This is a genomic window from Xenorhabdus sp. PB62.4, assembly GCF_014467285.1.
Classification (GTDB): Bacteria; Pseudomonadota; Gammaproteobacteria; order Enterobacterales; family Enterobacteriaceae; genus Xenorhabdus.
In genome coordinates, this window is the sequence record NZ_NKHR01000002.1 from 264546 (window position 1) to 283838 (window position 19293).

13 protein-coding genes are annotated in these 19293 nt (G+C 44.1%); 10 read left to right on the top strand and 3 right to left on the bottom strand.

Going from position 1 to position 19293, the window contains the following annotated elements; all coding sequences use genetic code 11:
* Positions 1-418: 418 nt before the first annotated feature.
* From Xenpb_RS02940 to Xenpb_RS02960, 5 genes are all read left to right on the top strand, one after another.
* Positions 419-2524, top strand: a complete 2106-nt coding sequence (locus tag Xenpb_RS02940; protein WP_187653020.1) for a peptidase domain-containing ABC transporter — start codon at positions 419-421, stop codon at positions 2522-2524.
* Positions 2517-3872: an HlyD family type I secretion periplasmic adaptor subunit gene (locus Xenpb_RS02945; protein ID WP_187653021.1), complete on the top strand. Its 1356-nt coding sequence runs from the start codon at positions 2517-2519 to the stop codon at positions 3870-3872. Before Xenpb_RS02940 ends, Xenpb_RS02945 begins: the two co-directional genes overlap by 8 nt.
* Positions 3873-3874: 2 nt before the next feature.
* On the top strand, positions 3875-6016 hold the full coding sequence (locus Xenpb_RS02950; RefSeq protein WP_187653022.1) for a type I secretion system permease/ATPase: 2142 nt from the start codon (positions 3875-3877) through the stop codon (positions 6014-6016).
* 142 nt (positions 6017-6158) lie between these two features.
* A complete protein-coding gene (locus tag Xenpb_RS02955) occupies positions 6159-7181 on the top strand; it encodes a GlxA family transcriptional regulator (RefSeq protein WP_187653023.1) in 1023 nt (340 codons plus the stop codon).
* Positions 7182-7262: 81 nt separating this feature from the next.
* The gene (locus tag Xenpb_RS02960) at positions 7263-7388 is read left to right on the top strand and encodes a hypothetical protein (RefSeq protein WP_304952535.1); all 126 of its coding nucleotides are present in this window, start codon (positions 7263-7265) and stop codon (positions 7386-7388) included.
* Here the strand turns inward: Xenpb_RS02960 and Xenpb_RS02965 are convergent.
* Entirely contained in the window at positions 7382-7552 is a 171-nt protein-coding gene (locus tag Xenpb_RS02965) for a PAAR domain-containing protein (RefSeq protein ID WP_187653024.1), read from the bottom strand. The two genes, Xenpb_RS02960 and Xenpb_RS02965, sit on opposite strands and share 7 nt — an antisense overlap.
* A gap of 63 nt (positions 7553-7615) precedes the next feature.
* On the opposite strand from Xenpb_RS02965, the gene ybfE reads away from it, so the two are divergent.
* The 3 genes from ybfE (at position 7616) to fur (ending at position 9239) form a co-directional block, all read left to right on the top strand.
* Positions 7616-7906 (top strand): LexA regulated protein, encoded by a 291-nt coding sequence (ybfE, locus tag Xenpb_RS02970; protein WP_099114637.1) that lies wholly within the window; start codon positions 7616-7618, stop codon positions 7904-7906.
* Between the two features lie 174 nt (positions 7907-8080).
* Positions 8081-8614 carry a flavodoxin FldA gene (fldA, locus tag Xenpb_RS02975; protein ID WP_187653025.1) on the top strand — a complete coding sequence of 178 codons (534 nt, stop codon included), beginning with the start codon at positions 8081-8083 and terminating at the stop codon, positions 8612-8614.
* A 175-nt stretch (positions 8615-8789) separates the two neighbouring features.
* Positions 8790-9239, top strand: a complete 450-nt coding sequence (gene fur, locus Xenpb_RS02980; RefSeq protein ID WP_187653026.1) for a ferric iron uptake transcriptional regulator — start codon at positions 8790-8792, stop codon at positions 9237-9239.
* 123 nt (positions 9240-9362) lie between these two features.
* On the opposite strand, the gene Xenpb_RS02985 is transcribed toward fur, so the two are convergent.
* A complete protein-coding gene (locus tag Xenpb_RS02985) occupies positions 9363-12038 on the bottom strand; it encodes a beta-N-acetylhexosaminidase (RefSeq protein WP_187653027.1) in 2676 nt (891 codons plus the stop codon).
* A 450-nt stretch (positions 12039-12488) separates the two neighbouring features.
* On the opposite strand from Xenpb_RS02985, the gene Xenpb_RS02990 reads away from it, so the two are divergent.
* Positions 12489-15494: a non-ribosomal peptide synthetase gene (locus Xenpb_RS02990; RefSeq protein WP_187653028.1), complete on the top strand. Its 3006-nt coding sequence runs from the start codon at positions 12489-12491 to the stop codon at positions 15492-15494.
* A gap of 180 nt (positions 15495-15674) precedes the next feature.
* On the opposite strand, the gene glnS is transcribed toward Xenpb_RS02990, so the two are convergent.
* Positions 15675-17342 (bottom strand): glutamine--tRNA ligase, encoded by a 1668-nt coding sequence (gene glnS / locus Xenpb_RS02995; protein WP_187653029.1) that lies wholly within the window; start codon positions 17340-17342, stop codon positions 15675-15677.
* A gap of 480 nt (positions 17343-17822) precedes the next feature.
* On the opposite strand from glnS, the gene Xenpb_RS03000 reads away from it, so the two are divergent.
* Positions 17823-19109 carry a glycosyltransferase gene (locus Xenpb_RS03000; protein ID WP_187653030.1) on the top strand — a complete coding sequence of 429 codons (1287 nt, stop codon included), beginning with the start codon at positions 17823-17825 and terminating at the stop codon, positions 19107-19109.
* Positions 19110-19293 lie beyond the last annotated feature (184 nt).

Consider the following 19293-nt stretch of genomic DNA (forward strand, 5'->3'; position numbering starts at 1 on the left):
TCATTTATAATTAAACCTCTTTACTAAGAGCGTCACTACAACTGCTTGAACTGCCTTAGTAGTGCAAATTAATCAAAAATAATTTATACAACATTGGAAAGAATGAGTATATAAAAATCTCAAACGCGATTTAAATACAAAATGACAGTAAAGTCCACTATGATAAACCAAGTGATTCACAGGCTATTTTGAACAAAAATATATCCGTTTTCTTGCTAAAATCAATATATAAACGACAAAATGTCTGTTTAGCCGCTACATTTTGTCCCAATTACCAACACTCATATCCCCCTTGATAACAGATAATATCTTTAATCGGATTTATTAAAATTATTTTAACAATAAATACCGCATTGTTTTTCAGGTTATCTCCTCGTTTTAGGGTTTAATTTTTTATTAAAAATATAGATCTACTTTGATGAATGAAATAGAAAAAAAAACAATATCATTAATTAAATTAATAATAATGATATCTAATAGAAATCATCCTGCCGCATCAAATAAAAACTTAAGCGATAATGATGATTACAGCTCTGCTTTAAGTAAACTACAAAAAGAATGTAATATTAAAGTTAAGAATAAATATTCTATAAATAAGAAGTTAGAAGCCATTCCTTTACCCGCCGTTTTATTCGAAAACGACGGACAACCTTTCGTTTTGGCAAAATATGATGAACAACGGGTATTGATCCAAAGACCTCATCAGGAAGCATCTGAGATCTTAGATAAAGCAGAATTTATCAGTCTATGGAGCGGTAAGTGGTTAAAAATAAAACAAAAAAGTAGTCGGTTTAATATTCGTTGGTTTATTCCTGAGTTTGTCAGGCAAAAGAAAAACCTGACGGAGATACTACTATTCTCTTTCGTTTTGCAAATTCTGGCACTTATCTCACCGCTGGTCGTGCAGGTTGTCATGGATAAGGTTCTTGTCCATCAGGCATTTTCCACGCTGGATGTGCTGATTTTCGGGCTGGTGACTGCCGGGTTGATTGAAGTCATCCTGCGGGGGCTGCGCGAATATCAATATGCCCACACTGCCAACCGGATTGACATCAAACTCGGGCTGAAACTGGTTAAGCACCTGTTCGGCCTGCCCTTGCTGTTTTTCAAATCCCGTCAGGTGGGCGCGATTGTAACGCGGGTGCGGGAACTGGAAACGGTGAGGGAGTTTTTAACCGGCTCCATGTTCACACTGTGTATTGATGTCTTGTTCATGTTCGTATTTATTTATGTCATGAGCCTGCTGTCCGGTATGCTGACGCTCATTTTTCTGCTTACCATTCCCTGTTATGCCTTACTTGCATGGTGGGTTACCCCCAAAATTGAACAAGCGGTGGAAAAACAGTTTACTCATGCCGCCATTAATACCTCTTTCTTGACTGAAACAGTCGCGGGTGCCGAAACACTGAAAAGTCTGGCTGCTGAGCCTCGCTTTATCCGCCGTTGGGACAGCCAGACCGAAAAAATGGTCAGCACCAGTTATGATGTACAACAGTGGGACAATCGTTCCAGTCATCTGGTGATGCTGTTACAGAAGGTAACCAGCGCGGTTATTATCTGGCTTGGCGCTTCAGAAGTGCTTTCACTGCACATGACGATTGGTCAACTGATTGCTTTCAATATGATGGTGAGCCATACCCAACAACCTTTATCTAAGCTGGTGCAACTCTGGGGGCAATTTATCCGTTCACGTATCGCCATTGAGAAACTGGGTGATATGCTGAATCTGCCAACAGAGCAACAATCAGGCAACCAACACGTTACATTGCAGGGCGCGATCTCATTTTCCGATATTGTTTTTCGCTACCAACCCGATCTCTCCCCAACCATCAATCATTTCACACTGGATATCCGGGCGGGCGAAACCGTCGGCGTCGTCGGCACTTCCGGCTCTGGGAAAAGCACCCTTGCGCGTTTGCTGCTGCGGCTTTATACCCCGGAAAGCGGGATAATCACGCTGGATGGCATTCCCTTGCAAAACTTCAATATTGAATCAATCAGGCAACAAGTCGGTATCGTGCTGCAAGAAAACTTCCTGTTCAACAAAACAGTGTATGAAAATTTGTCCCAATCATGCCCTGATGCGCCATTATCCACCGTTATTGAAGCAGCAAAGTTAGCAGGGGCACACGATTTTATTCTCAAGCTGCCGATGGGGTATGACACGGTAATCGCAGAAGGAGGGCAATCCTTATCGGGTGGACAACGGCAGCGCTTAGCCATTGCCAGAACCCTGCTGTCAGATCCCAAGATCCTGATCCTTGATGAAGCCACCAGCGCGTTAGATGACGAATCACAAGCCATCATTCAATCCAACATGGCATCCATAGCTCAGGGCAGAACTGTCATTACTATCGCACACCGACTCTCCACAGTGCGTCAATGTGACCGGATTATTGTGTTACACCAGGGCCAAATTACTGAACAAGGTAGTCATGAACAACTTCTGCAACAGGGTAAGCACTATCGAAAACTCTGGCAGTTACAACAAGAACTAAAACAGGAGGAGCCTGCCCATGTTTAAGGCTATCTTGCACAAAGGGATCAAACGGTTCCGTACTCCCGCTCCCCACTATGACTTTTTGCCAACACATCTGGCACTGTCACAACGCCCTCCCTCTCCGTTCGCACGTTATACGGCGATTACCCTGAGCGTTGGTGTGTTGGCCGCCTTACTGTGGGCTTATCTGGGGAAACTGGATGTGCAGGCAACGGCAACCGGCCGCCTGATTGCTTCAGGCCGGTCACAGGTCATTCAGGCTTATGAACAGAGCCGCCTGATTGCCATCCATATTACCAATGGGCAACACGTTGAGAAAGGTACGCCACTGCTGACGCTCAATACACTTGGTGTGAATCAAGATATTGCCCGTTTGCTCGAACAACGCGACTACCTGATTGAAGAAGAAATCCGCTATCAGGCTTTGTTGACGAAGTGTAATCCCAAATCCCTGCCCGCTTTCCAACAACAGCCCGCAGGAAAACAGGAGAAAATCCTGACGCATTATCATCACGAACAGCAGGAGTTCGATTCAATCGTAACCAACATCTACGCGGAAATGGAAGTCAACCTCACTTCCCAAAAAGCGCGGAATAGCGATATACGGTCATTGAGCAATCTACGCGAAAATATCAGCCAGCGTTTGCAGGCTCGAAAGACATTGAGCCAAAAACAGGTCATCAGCAAAGTGGAATATCTGGAACAAGAAAAGGAATTTCTGGAAACAGAAAGGCTGATCGCTCAGCAAAAATCAGAACTCAGTATTCTCCAGACGCAATACAAGAGCCTGGAGGAACGTTTAAAAAGCACCAAAGTGCAAAAAGAGCGGGAATGGTTTGAGAAAAGAAAACAGGCTGAAATTCAATTAGCTGGCTTGAAACAGGAAATCTCTAAAATGTATGAACGAGAAGAACTTGAGATTGTGCGCTCTCCTGTGACGGGAACTGTCCAGCAGTTGAGTGTCCATACTCTTGGCGCCGTTCTACAGTCAGCACAAAGTTTGATGGTGATTGTGCCCGATGAGCATGTACAACTTGCTGAAATTCAGATCCTGAACAAAGATGTGGGTTTCGTTCGTCCGGGACAGCACGTCACGGTCAAAGTCGATGCTTTCCCTTATACCCGCTACGGTACTATCGAAGGCGAGTTACTGAGTATTTCACGGGATTCCACAACCGATGAACGTCTTGGTCTGGTTTTTCCGGCACAAATCAGCCTTAAGCAAAACAATATTATGGTGGATGGAAAACCCGTCGAAATCACGGCAGGCATGTCTATTGTTGCTGAAATCAAGACAGATCAGCGACGAGTGATTGATTATCTGCTCAGCCCAATTCAAGAGTATCAATCAGAAGCCCTGAGGGAAAAATAATCATGATTGACGATTATGCTCTGAATTGTATTGTCTATTTGGGAAAACAGTTCCATAAGGTCGCATCTGTCGAACAACTGCACCATGCACTGGGGCTGGATTCCCTGACGCTGACAGATTCACAACTACGTGAAGCGGCTGATGCCATTGGATTGCACAGTAAATTTGATCGCCTGACACCGGATAGCGTCAGTACATTACCTTTGCCTGCATTAATTGAAATCGATCAGCGTTGGTGGGTACTGTCAGAAATTCACCCTGATGCGTTTACTCTGTTCGATCCGACCAGCGGGAAATGCGAAGTGCGTGCGTGGGTTCAGCCTGCGCACAATGAGAAAGCGCAATCCGATAAGTGCAGCGCTAACCAATATGCTAACCAATATAAAGTGCTGTTGGTGGCAGATAAGACACTGACTAAACAACAGGTTAAATTTGGGCTGAGCTGGTTTTATCCTTCCATTTTCAGGCAAAAAAATCAGTTACGGGATATTTTCCTGTTTGCCATTGTGTTGCAGCTTTTTGCGCTGGCAGCGCCCTTGTTGTTTGAAAATGTCATCGACAAGGTGCTGGTTGGACGAAGTATTGCCAGCCTGCATGTCCTCGGTATGGCGATGCTCGCGCTGGCATTGGCTGAACCACTGTATGGTTTTCTGCGTAATACCGTGTTTGGGCATATGGCCAGCCAGATCAACGCCGAACTTTCCGGCAGGCTTTATCGCCATCTCGTGGGATTGCCCCTGCCTTATTTCAAGCAACGCCAAACAGGGCAAATTATCGCCAGAGTGAGGGAAATGGCGCATATCCGGCAGTTTCTGACCGGCTCTACCCTGATGTTGCTGCTCGACCTGATTTTCATCATTCTGTTTCTGGGCGTCATGTTTCACTACTCTACCCTGCTGACATGGATCGTTATCAGTTCGCTGGTACTCTATTTCCTGCTCTGGGTCGCCGTCGGGCCAATTATTCGGCGCAAAGTAGAAAAAGAGTATGAAGCCGATGCCAATGCCACGAGTTTCCTGACAGAAGCTGTCACGGGTATCGAAACCATCAAAACGACCGCAACCGAAAAACGTTTTTTGCACCAGTGGCAAAAGGCATTGAGCCAGCAGTTGATCCAACGCTTTACGGCTCAGAAAAGCGGACTGGCAGCGGGACAAGGGATCGCCCTTATCCAGAAAGTTGTCGCCGCCTTACTGTTATGGTGGGGAGTCCGGGCTGTGCTTGATGGCAATTTATCTCCCGGTGAATTAATTGCTTTTAATATGCTGGCAGGCCACGTTACCCAACCGATATTACGATTGGCCCAAGTCTGGCAAGATTTTCAACATACCCTGATCGCCCTGCGTCGGGTTGGCGATATTCTGGATGAACCCATGGAAAACAGTAAACAGGGGCTGGCATCGGCACCTGAGCTGGCAGGCCAGATTGAATTCAGGAACATACGCTTCCGCTATCATGCAGATACACCAGAAGTGCTGGCAAATCTGTCACTGGGGATTAAGGCAGGAGAGTTTATCGGCATTACAGGGCCGTCAGGCTCCGGCAAAAGCACGCTGACCCGACTGTTGCAGCGCCTGTATGTACCACAACACGGACAGGTTTTGGTGGATGGCATGGATTTAGCTATCGCCGACCCTGTATCACTGCGCCGTAATATGAGTGTGGTTTTGCAGGAGAGCATTCTGTTTTCCGGCAGCATTGCAGATAACATCCGCTTGTGCAAACCCAATGCCAGTGATGAAGAAGTTTATCAGGCAGCAAACCTAGCGGGTGCCACTGATTTCATCAATGCGTTCCCACAAAAATTCGCTCATCCTGTTGGTGAAAAAGGGAGCAATCTTTCTGGCGGACAACGGCAGCGTATCGCATTGGCGAGGGCGTTGCTGAATGATCCCAGGATCCTGATCCTTGATGAAGCCACTTCCGCACTGGATTATGAATCTGAAGCGGCCATTATGAGCAATATGGATGAAATATGCCGCAACCGAACGGTGATTAGTATCGCCCATCGGCTGAATACTATTCGCCACGCCAATAAAATTTTCGTTTTAGATCAAGGGAAAATCGTTGAATCAGGTTCACATGATGCTCTCGTGCAGCAAGACAGCTTATATGCCCAACTCTGGCATCAACAAACCAAGTGATTTGGTGATTTTTTATGACGCTTTTTACGACGACAAAAAATGAAAATTCATTGAAGACATGAAGCTTATTTCGCCTTAGAATTAATTTCATAACGAAATTAACATAGCATCACAAAATGTTCTTAAGGAAGAGAATATAATTATGAAACAAGTCTCTATTACAGCTTTGGTTTTTTCTCACACATCAGTCACTTCGGTTGCCATGCCGATTGAAATTCTCACCATTGCCGCCAATACCATTGGCGGCCCAATTCCTCATGTCAATATTATTTCTCCAACCCATCAAGGCATGATCGATCAGGGAATAACTAACCAAAGAGTCAATAATACAAATGGCCTGTTTGGGGATTCTGCACCTACTGCCCACGATACTCTCCACAATACCTTCCACAATACTCTTCAAGACGACCAGAAACCCGATATTATTCTGGTCGGCTCACTGGGCTTTCCTGAATGGGAACCACGGCATTGTTCGAGGGAAATCATTGAGTGGCTTAAGGCGATGGATGAAAAACACATTCCTATTGTTTCAATCTGCTCTGGCACTTTTATACTTGCCAAAGCAGGATTATTAAACACAGGTGCAACAATCCACCCTCACTTTTCCACTGAATTCAAAAAAATATTCCCCCATATCCCCTTTTATACCGACGAAAAGATCATCAGTGACAATCACCGTTTTTGCATTTCCAGCGCCTATGGGTGCGGAAGCGCTATGCTGAATATTGTTGAGTTGATCTACGGGCAATATGCCAGAGAACGATGCGCGAAATTCCTGCTAGGTGAAAATGACAATAAAAATTTGTCTGATTCCGCCAGTTTTGCCGCTTATCGCCAACATGCCGATTCGCTGATCCACAAACTACAAGATTGGATGCATGCTTTTCCCTCTGAAATTTTATCCGTTGCCGATTTAGCCAATAAAATTCATCTTTGTGAACGCCAAATGAAACGCCGTTTTAAAATCGCCACAGGGAAAACACCGATTCAATATATTCAACAGATCCGTCTGTCACAGGCTAAATATTGGCTGGAAAAATCACAGAAAACTATCGAAGAAATCAGCCATGAAGTGGGTTATGAGGATACCCGTTATTTCAGAGAGTTATTTAAACGTTGCAATGGATTAACACCAAAAGAGTACCGCCAAAAATATCATCATTGATGAGCATTTTTTGCACTCTCTAAAACGCGAGTACCTTGACCCAACCAGAGATTGAAATACTGCTGTTTCAGGATATCCGAGTTGCTGAGCCTGAAACTGTCTGATGTTGATTTGGGCGGTCGTAGCCTGCGCGTTCAACGCCTGAAAAATGGTTTTTCTACCATTCATCTAAGGGTGCCACGTGAAGTGCAACTTATCCGTCACTGAGTAGGTTTGTCTCCTACCCGCGATGCAGGTAATCCATTTATATAAACGGAATCAGAACCTTGTGCCATCTGGCGAATGCCGTCTTCTTTACTGCAATGATACGAAAGGCGTTTACGACGTAAAGGCTGATTCCGACAATCTCCCCCATCAACCAGTAGCGACACGCGCTCAGCTAAGGTATTATTGCCCGCTATATTATTGGTACACGCCCTTTATCTATTGAATTTATGGCAAAAGAACAAACTGATCGCACCACACTGGATTTGTTCGCAGATGAACGCAGGCCAGGGCGACCTAAAACAAACCCACTGTCCAGAGATGAACAGCTTAGGATTAATAAACGCAACCAGTTGCGACGAGATAAAGTCAAGGGACTGCGTCGAGTGGAATTAAAACTCAACGAAGAGGCAGTCGATGCACTAAATCATCTGGCAAAACAGCGTAATATCAGCCGTAGTGAACTGATTGAACAGATGCTGTTAGCCCAACTGACAGAAAAAAATCACCTTGCCGATTAAAGGCTTTTATTCAACAGCAATAAAGCGGCATCACCACACAAATCTGACAGACTTGTCATGGATGTTTGGTCAAAATAACGCTTTTCATTTTATTAAAACTGACATTTTTCCTGCTGATTTCAGCGTGATGTGTATCGCTTAGATACACAATAAAACAAGAGGTTAACCCATTTTATGGCAATAATAGGTATATTCTTCGGCAGCGATACAGGCAACACAGAGAACATCGCCAAAATGATCCAAGAAAAATTGGGTGGTGCTGATGTTGCTGAAGTCCACGATATTGCCAAAAGCAGCAAGGAAGACATTGAAGCCTTCGATATTCTGCTGCTTGGCATCCCAACCTGGTATTACGGCGAAGCTCAATGCGACTGGGATGATTTTTTCCCGACTTTGGAAGAGATTAACTTCGAAGGGAAACTGGTCGCTCTATTCGGTTGCGGTGATCAGGAAGATTATGCAGAGTATTTCTGTGATGCTATGGGCACCATCCGCGATATTATTGAACCTCGTGGCGCGATTATTGTAGGTCACTGGCCAACCGAAGGGTATCACTTTGAAGCTTCTAAAGGTATGGCTGATGATAACCACTTCATTGGTCTGGCTATTGATGAAGACCGCCAACCAGAATTAACTGATGAGCGCGTTGAAGACTGGGTACAAAAAATTAAGGCTGAAATGAGCCTGTCTGAAATTCTGGGTGCATAAGGGCATTAGCTTCCTTTCACACACTTGCATAATGTGTCATGATATCAGGTCTGGCATGGTTTTCATTTTGAATATCCATGCCTATAATCAACAACGTGAAACAGAATCATGATTCCCTCACGATACCCCTAAGTATCATAAGTTCACTTAACTCAAGTTACAGGACTGAATCCGCATGACCGACAACAATAAAGCATTGAAAAATGCTGGACTTAAAGTAACACTTCCGCGCTTGAAAATTCTGGAAGTGCTACAGGACCCAGAATGCCATCATGTCAGTGCGGAGGATCTCTACAAAAAACTGATTGATATCGGTGAAGAGATTGGCCTCGCCACTGTCTATCGCGTGTTGAACCAGTTCGATGATGCCGGCATTGTCACACGCCACAATTTTGAAGGCGGTAAATCTGTTTTTGAACTCACTCAGCAACACCACCATGACCATCTAATTTGTCTCGATTGTGGTAAAGTCATTGAATTCAGTGACGAATCGATTGAAGAACGCCAGAAAGACATTGCAGAACGCTATGGCATTAAACTTTCAAACCATAGCCTCTACTTATATGGTCACTGTGCTGTTGGTGATTGCCGCAAAGAGGGTTCACTGCATGATGAAAGAGCATAATAAGCAAGCACAATAAAGAAGTGATGAATGTCGTTCGCTTCTTGTGTCTGACTTAGTCTGAATAAACTACTGCCGATTAGCGCGAGCTAATCGGCAGATTGCTTTAGACGTTAAATTTAAGCGTTAAAATTTAACTTCGTCTATCCGGCTAAAACGTTTTCCATCACTACTGACAGAACGAATTTTCACATTACTGCTGACGTAAGGCCGCTGTCTATCATCGTAAATCTGCCATGTTTTTCCATCATCCAGTGAATATTGGATAACAACACCCGGCAACGCAATATTGGCTTCAAATACCCCGGCAACAATTTTTCCTCCCGGAACCGGCAGGCGATAAGCAATATTGAGTTTATCCAGTTTAGTCAGCTCACGCTGCCCCATCAGGTTGGCAAAACGTTCCCAATCACGATTGAGCACATCCGTCTCAACATAATGGGTTATTCCACCTTTATATTCTCTTCCCTGCTGATAATTCAGTTCCCAATTCGCCTGATGCCAGGCTCGTTCCGCCAGCGGTAATAAGCGCGGGTAAATCATATATTCCATCTGTTCATCGGTACGCACGGTTTCACTCCATGATAGCCCTGACATACCATAAGCGCCCGGCCAACGTTTATTGCTATCAGTATTAAAACGGTTGCCATCGCGATCTACCGAGGTTTCCGCATTTTGTGGCATGTTATTTGGGGCAAAGCTGAAGATTTTCGCCTCGTCATTAAACCGGGTCGCCCAATAGTAGCCCCGCTCTTTCGGATGCACTTCATACGGCATATCAATGTAGACATAATCAGGGCTGGAAACGATAACTCGATAATCTTTATTCGCCCAACCATTTACGGTGTCATAACCTCCCCAATAAAGGATATCCCAGAAATTGACCGCAACATGTTTAGTGGCAAAGTCTTTTGCTGACTTGGCGTGTTTCAGACCATCCTGCCATGCCTGCATTGTGTCAATGCCGTGAGAGTTGACGATTTTACTTACTTCAATAGCAAAATAACTGGCAAGCTCATCAACATCTTTGATTACACCCTGCGCGATCATCTTCTGACAAACCTGAGACTTAGCCCACGGCTTATCTTCGATTTTTTTGTTGATAATCCCCTTGCCCGGCACAATTGGTCCGCCTTCATCCTGATATCCGTCACCCAAACGAATATTTTTTGCCTCATCCCCGCCAAAATGCCATGTATTCAACGGTTGCCCGGCTTCTTTGTGCATGGTGACAATTTCGCTAATCACTTTATCGATAAATCGTTTGGAAGAATCCATACATGGATTCAGGTAACTCCGGCGATCATAGAACTGTACGGATGTTGTATTTGAGGTATCGGTCGGATCAAGTAAGCGATATTCATTGGCCTCCTGCTCTTTGCCTTGTGCCATGAGTTTCTTATAACGTGCTTCCATCGATACAACAGCAGCACGGGCATGAGCGGGAATATCAATTTCGGGTATGACTTCTATCTGGCGAGCTTTGGCATAATTCAGAATATCAAGATAATCCTGACGGCTGAAATAGCCGCTACCCATGTTGTTGTTATTCGGCCCTGACCCCAATTGCGGCAACAGGCACTGGGTTTCACTCAAGTCATGGCAACGCTGACTGCCAACCTCTGTCAACTCCGGTAAACCGGGAATTTCCAAACGCCAGCCCTCATCGTCACTCAAATGGAAGTGGAACTTATTCAACTTATAGTTGGACATTTGATCGAGCAGACGTAACACCGCTTCTTTGCTATGAAAATTACGCCCAACATCAAGGAACACGCCACGGTATTCAAACCTCGGCGCATCTTTTGCCGTCAATGTAGCAATCTTCGGCGTACCGTTGGCAGGAAGTAAAGAAAATAGCGATTGCAGACCATAAAATACACCCGATTGATCAAACGCGACAATCTGCGCTCCTTTGGTCGTAATTGCCAACGAATAGGCACCTTTTACCCGCCATGGCCCTGTAAATTGGTTCGCATTGATTTGCGTCGCTATCCGATAGCCGCTATCTGTTAAGTCAATGTCCTGTGCTTTAAAACGCTCTCTGATGACTTTAATAGACTCGCCGCTCAACCCTCCCAGCTCTAATTTCACTCCACGGGATAAATCAACATCCTGTGAATGAATGGAAAGCTCCTTCGGTGTCGGAATTATCTGCCCGCGCAGTTTATCCTCACTGATTTTTGCTACCTGCTGATTTTTTGTGAAGCGATTCTCCGGTGTCATCAGGATATTGTTATCTGTTACGGTGCGCTTCCATTGTTCGCCTTCCAGATCAGATAAAAACTCACTGATGTTTTCAGTATCGGTATTCACCAATACCTTAGGCGTAGCATCGCCGGAGGTTGCATACCAACGCGGCATAAAATCCGTGCTGTAGATCTGCCAGTATTCCCCAATAATCGGCAATACTATCTTTTCATTGGCCTTGATACCTGTAAATTTCTCGCTTGGCTCCAATTTATACAAGTCACCCGTTATATGGGTGATTTTGTATTGATCATTATCCAGTTTCAGAACCTGGCGAATACTATGAAAATAGATCGCCCAATCAGATGATTCTATTACCTGATTGCCATTGCTCAAGGTGATATTAACTCGATTACAGGCAGCCGAATCTGCTCCTATAATGGCGCAGTTTGTACCATGCGAACCAGCCTGATTATCAATGACTTTGAAATTGACTTTTAGCTGGCTCAATGAATCTACGATCTGTTGTGATGTCATTTCCGCATGGGCGTTACCTATAAATCCAACTGCCGTGATGAATGCTGCCAAGGTACGTAATTTTATGGTTTTCATAAATGACCTCGTCCGAATTTCTTATTCTTTTCTCTGGGTAAATAACGTACAGATTTTGCTAGCCAATAACCCTATACAATATGGGACTATAAGGCAATTTTTTAATCAAATTTGAAGGAATCAATTTTCATTACAATGCTTTTATCTGTACTTCCAACGAACCCCACAGCAGCGGATATCACGATAATCACTTTCAAGTTTTAACTCGAAATCTTTTTTCTCTGTAGAAGTAGACGCAACAACATATTTTTTCTGGTTTGAACTATCAAAAAGAAAAGTCTTTGAGATACATCTCAAAAAAATAAATTACAAAGCATACAAGAGACTTGTATTCGGAACTGACTGCGTCCATGATTTAATAATAACCTTTGGTTATTATTTCATAATAAATAATTCCATTGGATATAATTATTCTTTATGTCTTATCCTTATGTCCTATAGGAGGTTTGAATGTTGCCTCATTTCCTGAAGCAGGTTCATAGTTATCCCGACAAAGTCGCAGTCCTCACACCTGAAAAATCGATTAATTATCATACCCTTAAAATGCAAGCAGCGACCGTTGCCGGTTCGCTGCGGTCGTTTGGAATTAGGCATGAAGAGCCTATTGCGATCCTGCTGCCATCAGGCATTGAACAAATCACGAGCCAGCTTGCCATTCTTATGGCTGGCGGAAGTTGCGTGCCTCTCGACCCGAATGTACCTCCAGCGCGCCTAAACGACATGTTAGACGATCTGGATGTGAGATGGACCATTACCGATTCGCCAGACAGCTTCCCACAATTACACACCACACTCGTTTCATTTCCCGATCTTCTTGAAGGGGAAGACTTAACCGAAACCGATAGCGGGATTGCTTGCCTGGCTCCACATCATCGAACCCATGTTCTCTTTACCTCCGGCACGACCGGTAAGCCGAAAGGTGTGCAGATCGAGGAAAAAAGCATCATGCGGGTCGTCGTCGATACGACATATATACATCTCACGCCTGAAGATCGCATTGCCTGCACCTGCAATCCAACATTCGACATCTCACTGTTCGAAATCTGGGGCGCACTCCTCAATGGCGCGACGGCTTTCGTGCCCCCTAAAAAGGATGTGCTGAACATAGAGCATTTTCAAGCCGAACTGGCGAGGCGCAAAATTTCTATCGTCTTTGTTGCGGCAACGCTCTTCAATCTGATCGCGAAAACATACCCTCGGGCATTCCGTGATATTCGCTATCTTGTGATAGGTGCCGAAGCGCTCAATGCCCACACGGTGAAGCTGGTTCTGGAAGCAGGCGCGCCCCCACAACATATTATTAATGGGTATGGCCCAACGGAAAGTACCATATTTGCGCTTTCACACGATATCAATCTGGACGATCTGGTTGGTGGCAGTGTGCCTATCGGACGACCGATCGACCGTACCAGCGCATTTATTTTGGATGATAATCTGGAGCCGCTGGCACCGGGGAATCTGGGACAACTTTATCTCGGTGGTAAAGGACTTTCACGGGGGTACTGGAACCGTAACGAGTTGAATGCTGATCGTTTCGTACATGTCACTATCCCCGGACATTCCCTACCAATGCGGCTTTACAAGACGGGCGATCTCAGTTGGCAGCGTGACGATGGTGTCTTCATGTATTCAGGGCGCATCGACAATCAGGTGAAGATCCGCGGTCATCGTATCGAACTGGAAGAAATCGAAGTTCGGCTTCTAAAAAGCAAGGAGGTTAGTCTGGCTAGGGCCTGCGCTGTCAAGAACGAGGGAGAAGACGATTTTCTTGCCGCATTCGTTGTTCCTCTGTCGCCGGACACTTTCGACCGGGATCGTCTCGCACGGGAATTGAGTGAGTATCTGCCTGCATACATGCAGCCTCGTCTTTTCGTCGTCGAGGATATTCCTATGACACCGCACGGAAAGATAGATCAGCGCAAGCTTATAGCACTGTTCACAAAGCGTGCGCCGTCTGAAGAGCGGCCCGCTGGCTTCAACGATACCGAGTATGAGGTGTATCGCATCTGGAGCAAGATCCTGAACAACAGCGAGATCTCGCTTGACGACAACTTCTTTCAAATGGGAGGCAGTTCCCTGCAAGCGGCTCGTCTTGTGATTGAACTCGCTCATCAGTTTAAACAACACTTCTTGGTACAGACCATTTACGAGGTACCAAGCCTCCGACAACTAGCCAAAATCGTTTCACAAGGCAATTCCCCACAGGCGCTGGATGAAATGGAGGAATGGTTGTGCGACGCGAAACTACCGGACGATATCAAGCCATTAGCGGAGAAACCGCAGGACTGGGCGCATCTTGCCAACGCATCCATTTTTCTGACAGGTGCGACCGGCTTTCTGGGCGCGTTCTTCTTACGTGATCTCCTTACTCTCGGGAATATAAAAGAGAATATAAAAAACGTAGTTTGTCTCGTTCGGGCAAAAGACGATGCCACGGCGTACCAACGTATTGAGGACACCCTTTCCAAATACGGATTGTGGGAGGCTTCGTTCGCCGGGCGCATTAGGGCCGTTACTGGTGACTTGTCTCAACCCAAATTAGGGCTCAGCGACGAACTCCATGATGAATTGGCCAACACGAGCGATGTCGTTTTTCATTTGGCAGCAAATGTCAACTACATCCATCCCTACCGAATGCAGCGCGTCTTCAACATCGACAGCACGCTGAACATTCTTCGTTTCGCCACTCAAGGCAAAGCCAAGGCCGTGCATTACTCATCGACGATTGCAGCATTCGGTCCGGCGGGATTGCTGAATCCCACAACCCGTATCTATGAGAATGATAGCCTCATCCCCTATATCGAGGGCCTGAAATATGATACCGGCTACGCACAGAGCAAATGGGTTGTAGAGCAGCTTATCCGGCAGGCCCGGGAACTTGGCATCCCGTTGTCCGTCTACCGGCCGGGGTTCATTATGGGTGACAGCGTTCACGGCGTCGGCAATCCAAATGATTTCGTCGCACGCCTGATCAGGGGATGTATTGATATTGGTGTTTGTCCGCAACTACCGCGCCAGCGAAAGGAGTTCGTTCCGGTCGATTATGTCAGCGCGGCGATTTTGACTATCGCTACTGACATACAGAATCTAGGTCAGGTTTACCACCTCGTTCCACCACAGATAGAGCAGTCCGTTGACATTGATGGTTTCTTCCGCCTTTTAGAAGAATGTTATGGACATCCGTTGCAGTCACTCCCTTACAACGAATGGCTCTCCAGACTGACCGCCGATCCTCATTTGAACGACAACGCATTGTTGCCCTTGCTACCCATGCTTTCTGAGCGTGTCTACCATCAGTGGACCCGATGGGAGGCTAATGACAATATGCCGATCTATGATACCACGAATACAAATTCAGCCTTGGCTAAGGCATCAACTCCGCTGCATTTTACCCCTATGGGAAAAGAGCTACTCTCAAAATACCTTGCCTATTATCTTCCCAATATAGGCCAATAAAACTCTCAACGACCCGGCAATAGCCGAGTCGTTTTTTCCACAGCGTGCAATTTTTAACGAATGAAAGGGACTTCCTTCCAAAACTTGCATAAGCCCCGTTGTAGCAACAATCCAGATGGACTATGAAGCGTGAAAAGAATCACGCTTTTTTAAGGTGTGGATTAGGCAACCTGACTCACATTATTCCTGTGAGATTTTTGCCCAAGTATCACGCAGACCAACTGTGCGGTTAAATACCAGACTTTCAGCACTTGAGAGGCGGCTATCAGCACAGAAATAACCTTCACGCTCAAACTGATATGTTTTTTCTGGCAGTGCAGTTGCCAACCCAGGCTCTACAAACCCTTTTCGAACCACCAATGATTCCGGGTTGATAGTGGACAGGAAGTCATCTTCCGCCCCAGGATTTGCTACACTGAACAGACGGTCATACAGGTAAAATTCCGCTGGTACACCGTGTGCAGCGCTTACCCAATGAATAACACCCTTAACTTTGCGGCCATCAGCCGGATCTTTATTCAAGGTTTGTTCATCGTATTGGCAATAAATTGTCGTGATATTGCCTTCCGCGTCTTTTTCAACATGTTCAGCTTTAATCACATACGCATTACGCAGACGTACTTCTTTACCCAGAACCAAGCGCTTATACTGACGGTTAGCTTCTTCACGGAAATCTGCGCGATCAATGTACAGTTCACGGCTGAACGGCACTTCACGGCTACCCATTTCTGGCTTGTTTGGATGATTAGGCATGGTCAGAATGACTTCGCCTTCCGGCATGTTCTCAATCACCAGTTTTACCGGATCAAGAACCGCCATGGCGCGCGGTGCATTTTCGTTCAGATCATCACGAATGCAAGATTCCAGCGCCGCCATTTCAACGTTGTTATCCTGTTTAGTCACACCAATGCGGCGGCAGAATTCACGAATAGCAGCAGCAGTATAACCACGACGACGTAAACCAGAGATAGTTGGCATACGTGGATCATCCCAACCATCAACGATGTTTTCTGCCACCAACTGATTCAGTTTACGCTTTGACATCACCGTATATTCCAGATTCAGACGAGAAAATTCGTACTGACGTGGATGGCAATCGATCGTAATGTTATCCAATACCCAGTCATATAAACGACGGTTATCCTGAAATTCCAGTGTACAGATGGAATGGGTGATCCCTTCCAGCGCATCGGAAATGCAGTGTGTGAAATCGTACATCGGATAGATGCACCATTTATTGCCTGACTGATGATGTTCTGCGAACTTAATACGGTAGATAACCGGATCACGCATAACGATAAACGGAGATGCCATATCAATTTTGGCACGCAGACACGCCTTACCTTCAGCAAATTCACCGGCACGCATTTTTTCAAATAAAGCGAGGTTTTCTTCTACGCTGCGATCACGGTAGGGACTGTTTTTACCCAGTTCTTTCAGAGTACCGCGATATTCACGGATTTCTTCTGCACTCAATTCATCCACATACGCCAATCCTTTGTTGATTAATTCAATGGCGTATTGATAAAGCGTATCGAAATAGTCAGAAGAATAGCGAATATTGCCACTCCACTGGAAACCCAACCATTGTACGTCAGTTTTGATTGACTCAACGTACTCGATATCTTCCTTAACTGGATTTGTATCGTCAAAACGTAGGTTGCACTGTCCCTGATAGTCTTGAGCGATGCCGAAATTCAGGCATATCGACTTGGCATGACCAATATGCAGATAACCGTTAGGTTCAGGCGGAAAGCGGGTATGTACGGAAGTATGTTTCCCCGTTGCCAGATCTTCGTCAATAATCTGACAAATAAAGTTTGTCGGGCGGGCATCTGCCTCACTCATCGTTTTTTTCCTCAATGCAAAAAGCGCTTCAACATAACCCTCTATAATCTATTAAGCTGAACCGAGAAACAATACTTTGTTAGTGGGAAATGGAGAAATGGGTAAAGTTAGCGTGTAACAGCAGGAAAATAGCTCCCATCTTAGCCGATTAAAGAGATCTGATCACACGCAGATCCAGAAAGATCTACAGCCACCTCCTGATAATTCATTACCAGCGGTAAGCTAATTAGAAATTATTTCTGTGTAGCAGGTTGTATAGAGGGTTAGTTGTTGATTATAAAAATTAACATACTTTTTATATATAAAATTATTTAATTTTAATGATTACATGCGTATACCTTAAAGATATCGCCTTCTCTGGCACATAATGAATAGTGCTTTTTATACCTTTCAGCACATCCGCGTAACTGGAAATTTCGCCTTTGCTATTATTACCGCCTCAATATCAGAAGATATCGTACATATCAACAGAGAATGAAAATGAAAAGTTTATCATCAAGCAATAAAAAGATGATTATAGCAATAGTCATTAATGAAAAATATATATCAAATCACTCTACAGATGGGTTTAAGGTCGGAGCGACATCATTTACATTAAAAATGGCTGATTACTTTATTAAACAGCAGGTTTTTGCCGGATTCATTCTCTATAAGCGAGATGAGTCACTATTGGTTCCCAAAATTGAGCAATTAGAAACAAATGAAATAAAGTATATAAAAATTTTCTTTAATTTTTCGATGAATTCAGAAGATATTAAAGAAGCCTTAGATAAGGCCCTGTCAATTCTTTCTACAAACAATAACCATAATTCTAATATTTTTGCTTATTATCAAACAGATACACTTCTCTCCTATCATCCGTCAAACTTCCCATGCGGTGTCACACACCATGGCCCTTTTGTTGAGGACTTCCAGAGAAATTACTCACAAGAAGAAGCTTATCAAGCATTTGAAAATAAAGATAAAGCAGTTCACCTTTATAAACAACAATCCATAGGTATTAATACACTGATTGATAAAGAGTATTTTGTTATACAACACTCTAAACTACAAGGTAATTATCTAATAAGTAAAGGCGTCCATCGAGAAAAAATAAAACAGGTTAATCCACCTATGTTTTCTTGCGAAAATCACGAATGCGGATCATTAGATCCTGATATAAGTCATTTTCTAAAAACGAATAAAGATGAAGTCTTGTTATTCACTGCGGTTGCCAGGTTAGATTACTTTAAAAATATAGAGTTATTAATTAGTGCCTCTATTAACTTATTAGAAAAAGGCATTCCAACAAAAACATTAATCTTAGGTGATGAAGAAAATTATGATGCCAGAAGAGATATATTCTATTCCATGATTCCTCAGGAACATAGAAAATACTTTTTAATTTCACATAAAATACCTCACACGAAACTATTCAGTATTTTTAATGTAATAAAGAAAAAAGCTATTTTTGTCTGTACATCACGTTACGAAACGTTGGGGATTACTCCTTTAGAAGCAGCACTAAATGGCATCTATACCATTGTTCCTGATTTAAGCTCTGTGGAAACTTCAACTTATTTCTCATCGGAAGATAAGTTCAAATATGACATAATATCACTAACGAAAAAAATAATTTCCACATATGATCAAAAATTATTTATATCTGATATACAACAACAAAACCTCAGATCCTTACTGTCAAAAGATATCTTCGAAGAAAGTGTTAACAGAATTTATAACGAAATTTCAACAAGTTGCATATCACCACTTCCTTCCGCTATTTAAATACTGTTTTTAATAAAACGCATAAATAGTTTCACATTAATGAGCACAGCAATGTGCTCATTTTAATTCTTATCAATATCGTTACAACGATCACAATTACTTACTTATCGGTGGCTTTTTCTTATTTTTCAATTAAAAATAAGTCGTGTCAATAATGAAAAGTCTCCAATAATATTTACTACAA

What these genes read in the sequence shown, in the direction of transcription:
- Xenpb_RS02940 (WP_187653020.1), top strand. Translation starts at nt 419, where the DNA reads ATGAATGAAATAGAAAAAAAAACAATATCATTAATTAAATTAATAATA.
- Xenpb_RS02945 (WP_187653021.1), top strand. Translation starts at nt 2,517, where the DNA reads ATGTTTAAGGCTATCTTGCACAAAGGGATCAAACGGTTCCGTACTCCC.
- Xenpb_RS02950 (WP_187653022.1), top strand. Translation starts at nt 3,875, where the DNA reads ATGATTGACGATTATGCTCTGAATTGTATTGTCTATTTGGGAAAACAG.
- Xenpb_RS02955 (WP_187653023.1), top strand. Translation starts at nt 6,159, where the DNA reads ATGAAACAAGTCTCTATTACAGCTTTGGTTTTTTCTCACACATCAGTC.
- ybfE (WP_099114637.1), top strand. Translation starts at nt 7,616, where the DNA reads ATGGCAAAAGAACAAACTGATCGCACCACACTGGATTTGTTCGCAGAT.
- fldA (WP_187653025.1), top strand. Translation starts at nt 8,081, where the DNA reads ATGGCAATAATAGGTATATTCTTCGGCAGCGATACAGGCAACACAGAG.
- fur (WP_187653026.1), top strand. Translation starts at nt 8,790, where the DNA reads ATGACCGACAACAATAAAGCATTGAAAAATGCTGGACTTAAAGTAACA.
- Xenpb_RS02985 (WP_187653027.1), bottom strand. Translation starts at nt 12,038, where the DNA reads ATGAAAACCATAAAATTACGTACCTTGGCAGCATTCATCACGGCAGTT.
- Xenpb_RS02990 (WP_187653028.1), top strand. Translation starts at nt 12,489, where the DNA reads ATGTTGCCTCATTTCCTGAAGCAGGTTCATAGTTATCCCGACAAAGTC.
- glnS (WP_187653029.1), bottom strand. Translation starts at nt 17,342, where the DNA reads ATGAGTGAGGCAGATGCCCGCCCGACAAACTTTATTTGTCAGATTATT.
- Xenpb_RS03000 (WP_187653030.1), top strand. Translation starts at nt 17,823, where the DNA reads ATGAAAAGTTTATCATCAAGCAATAAAAAGATGATTATAGCAATAGTC.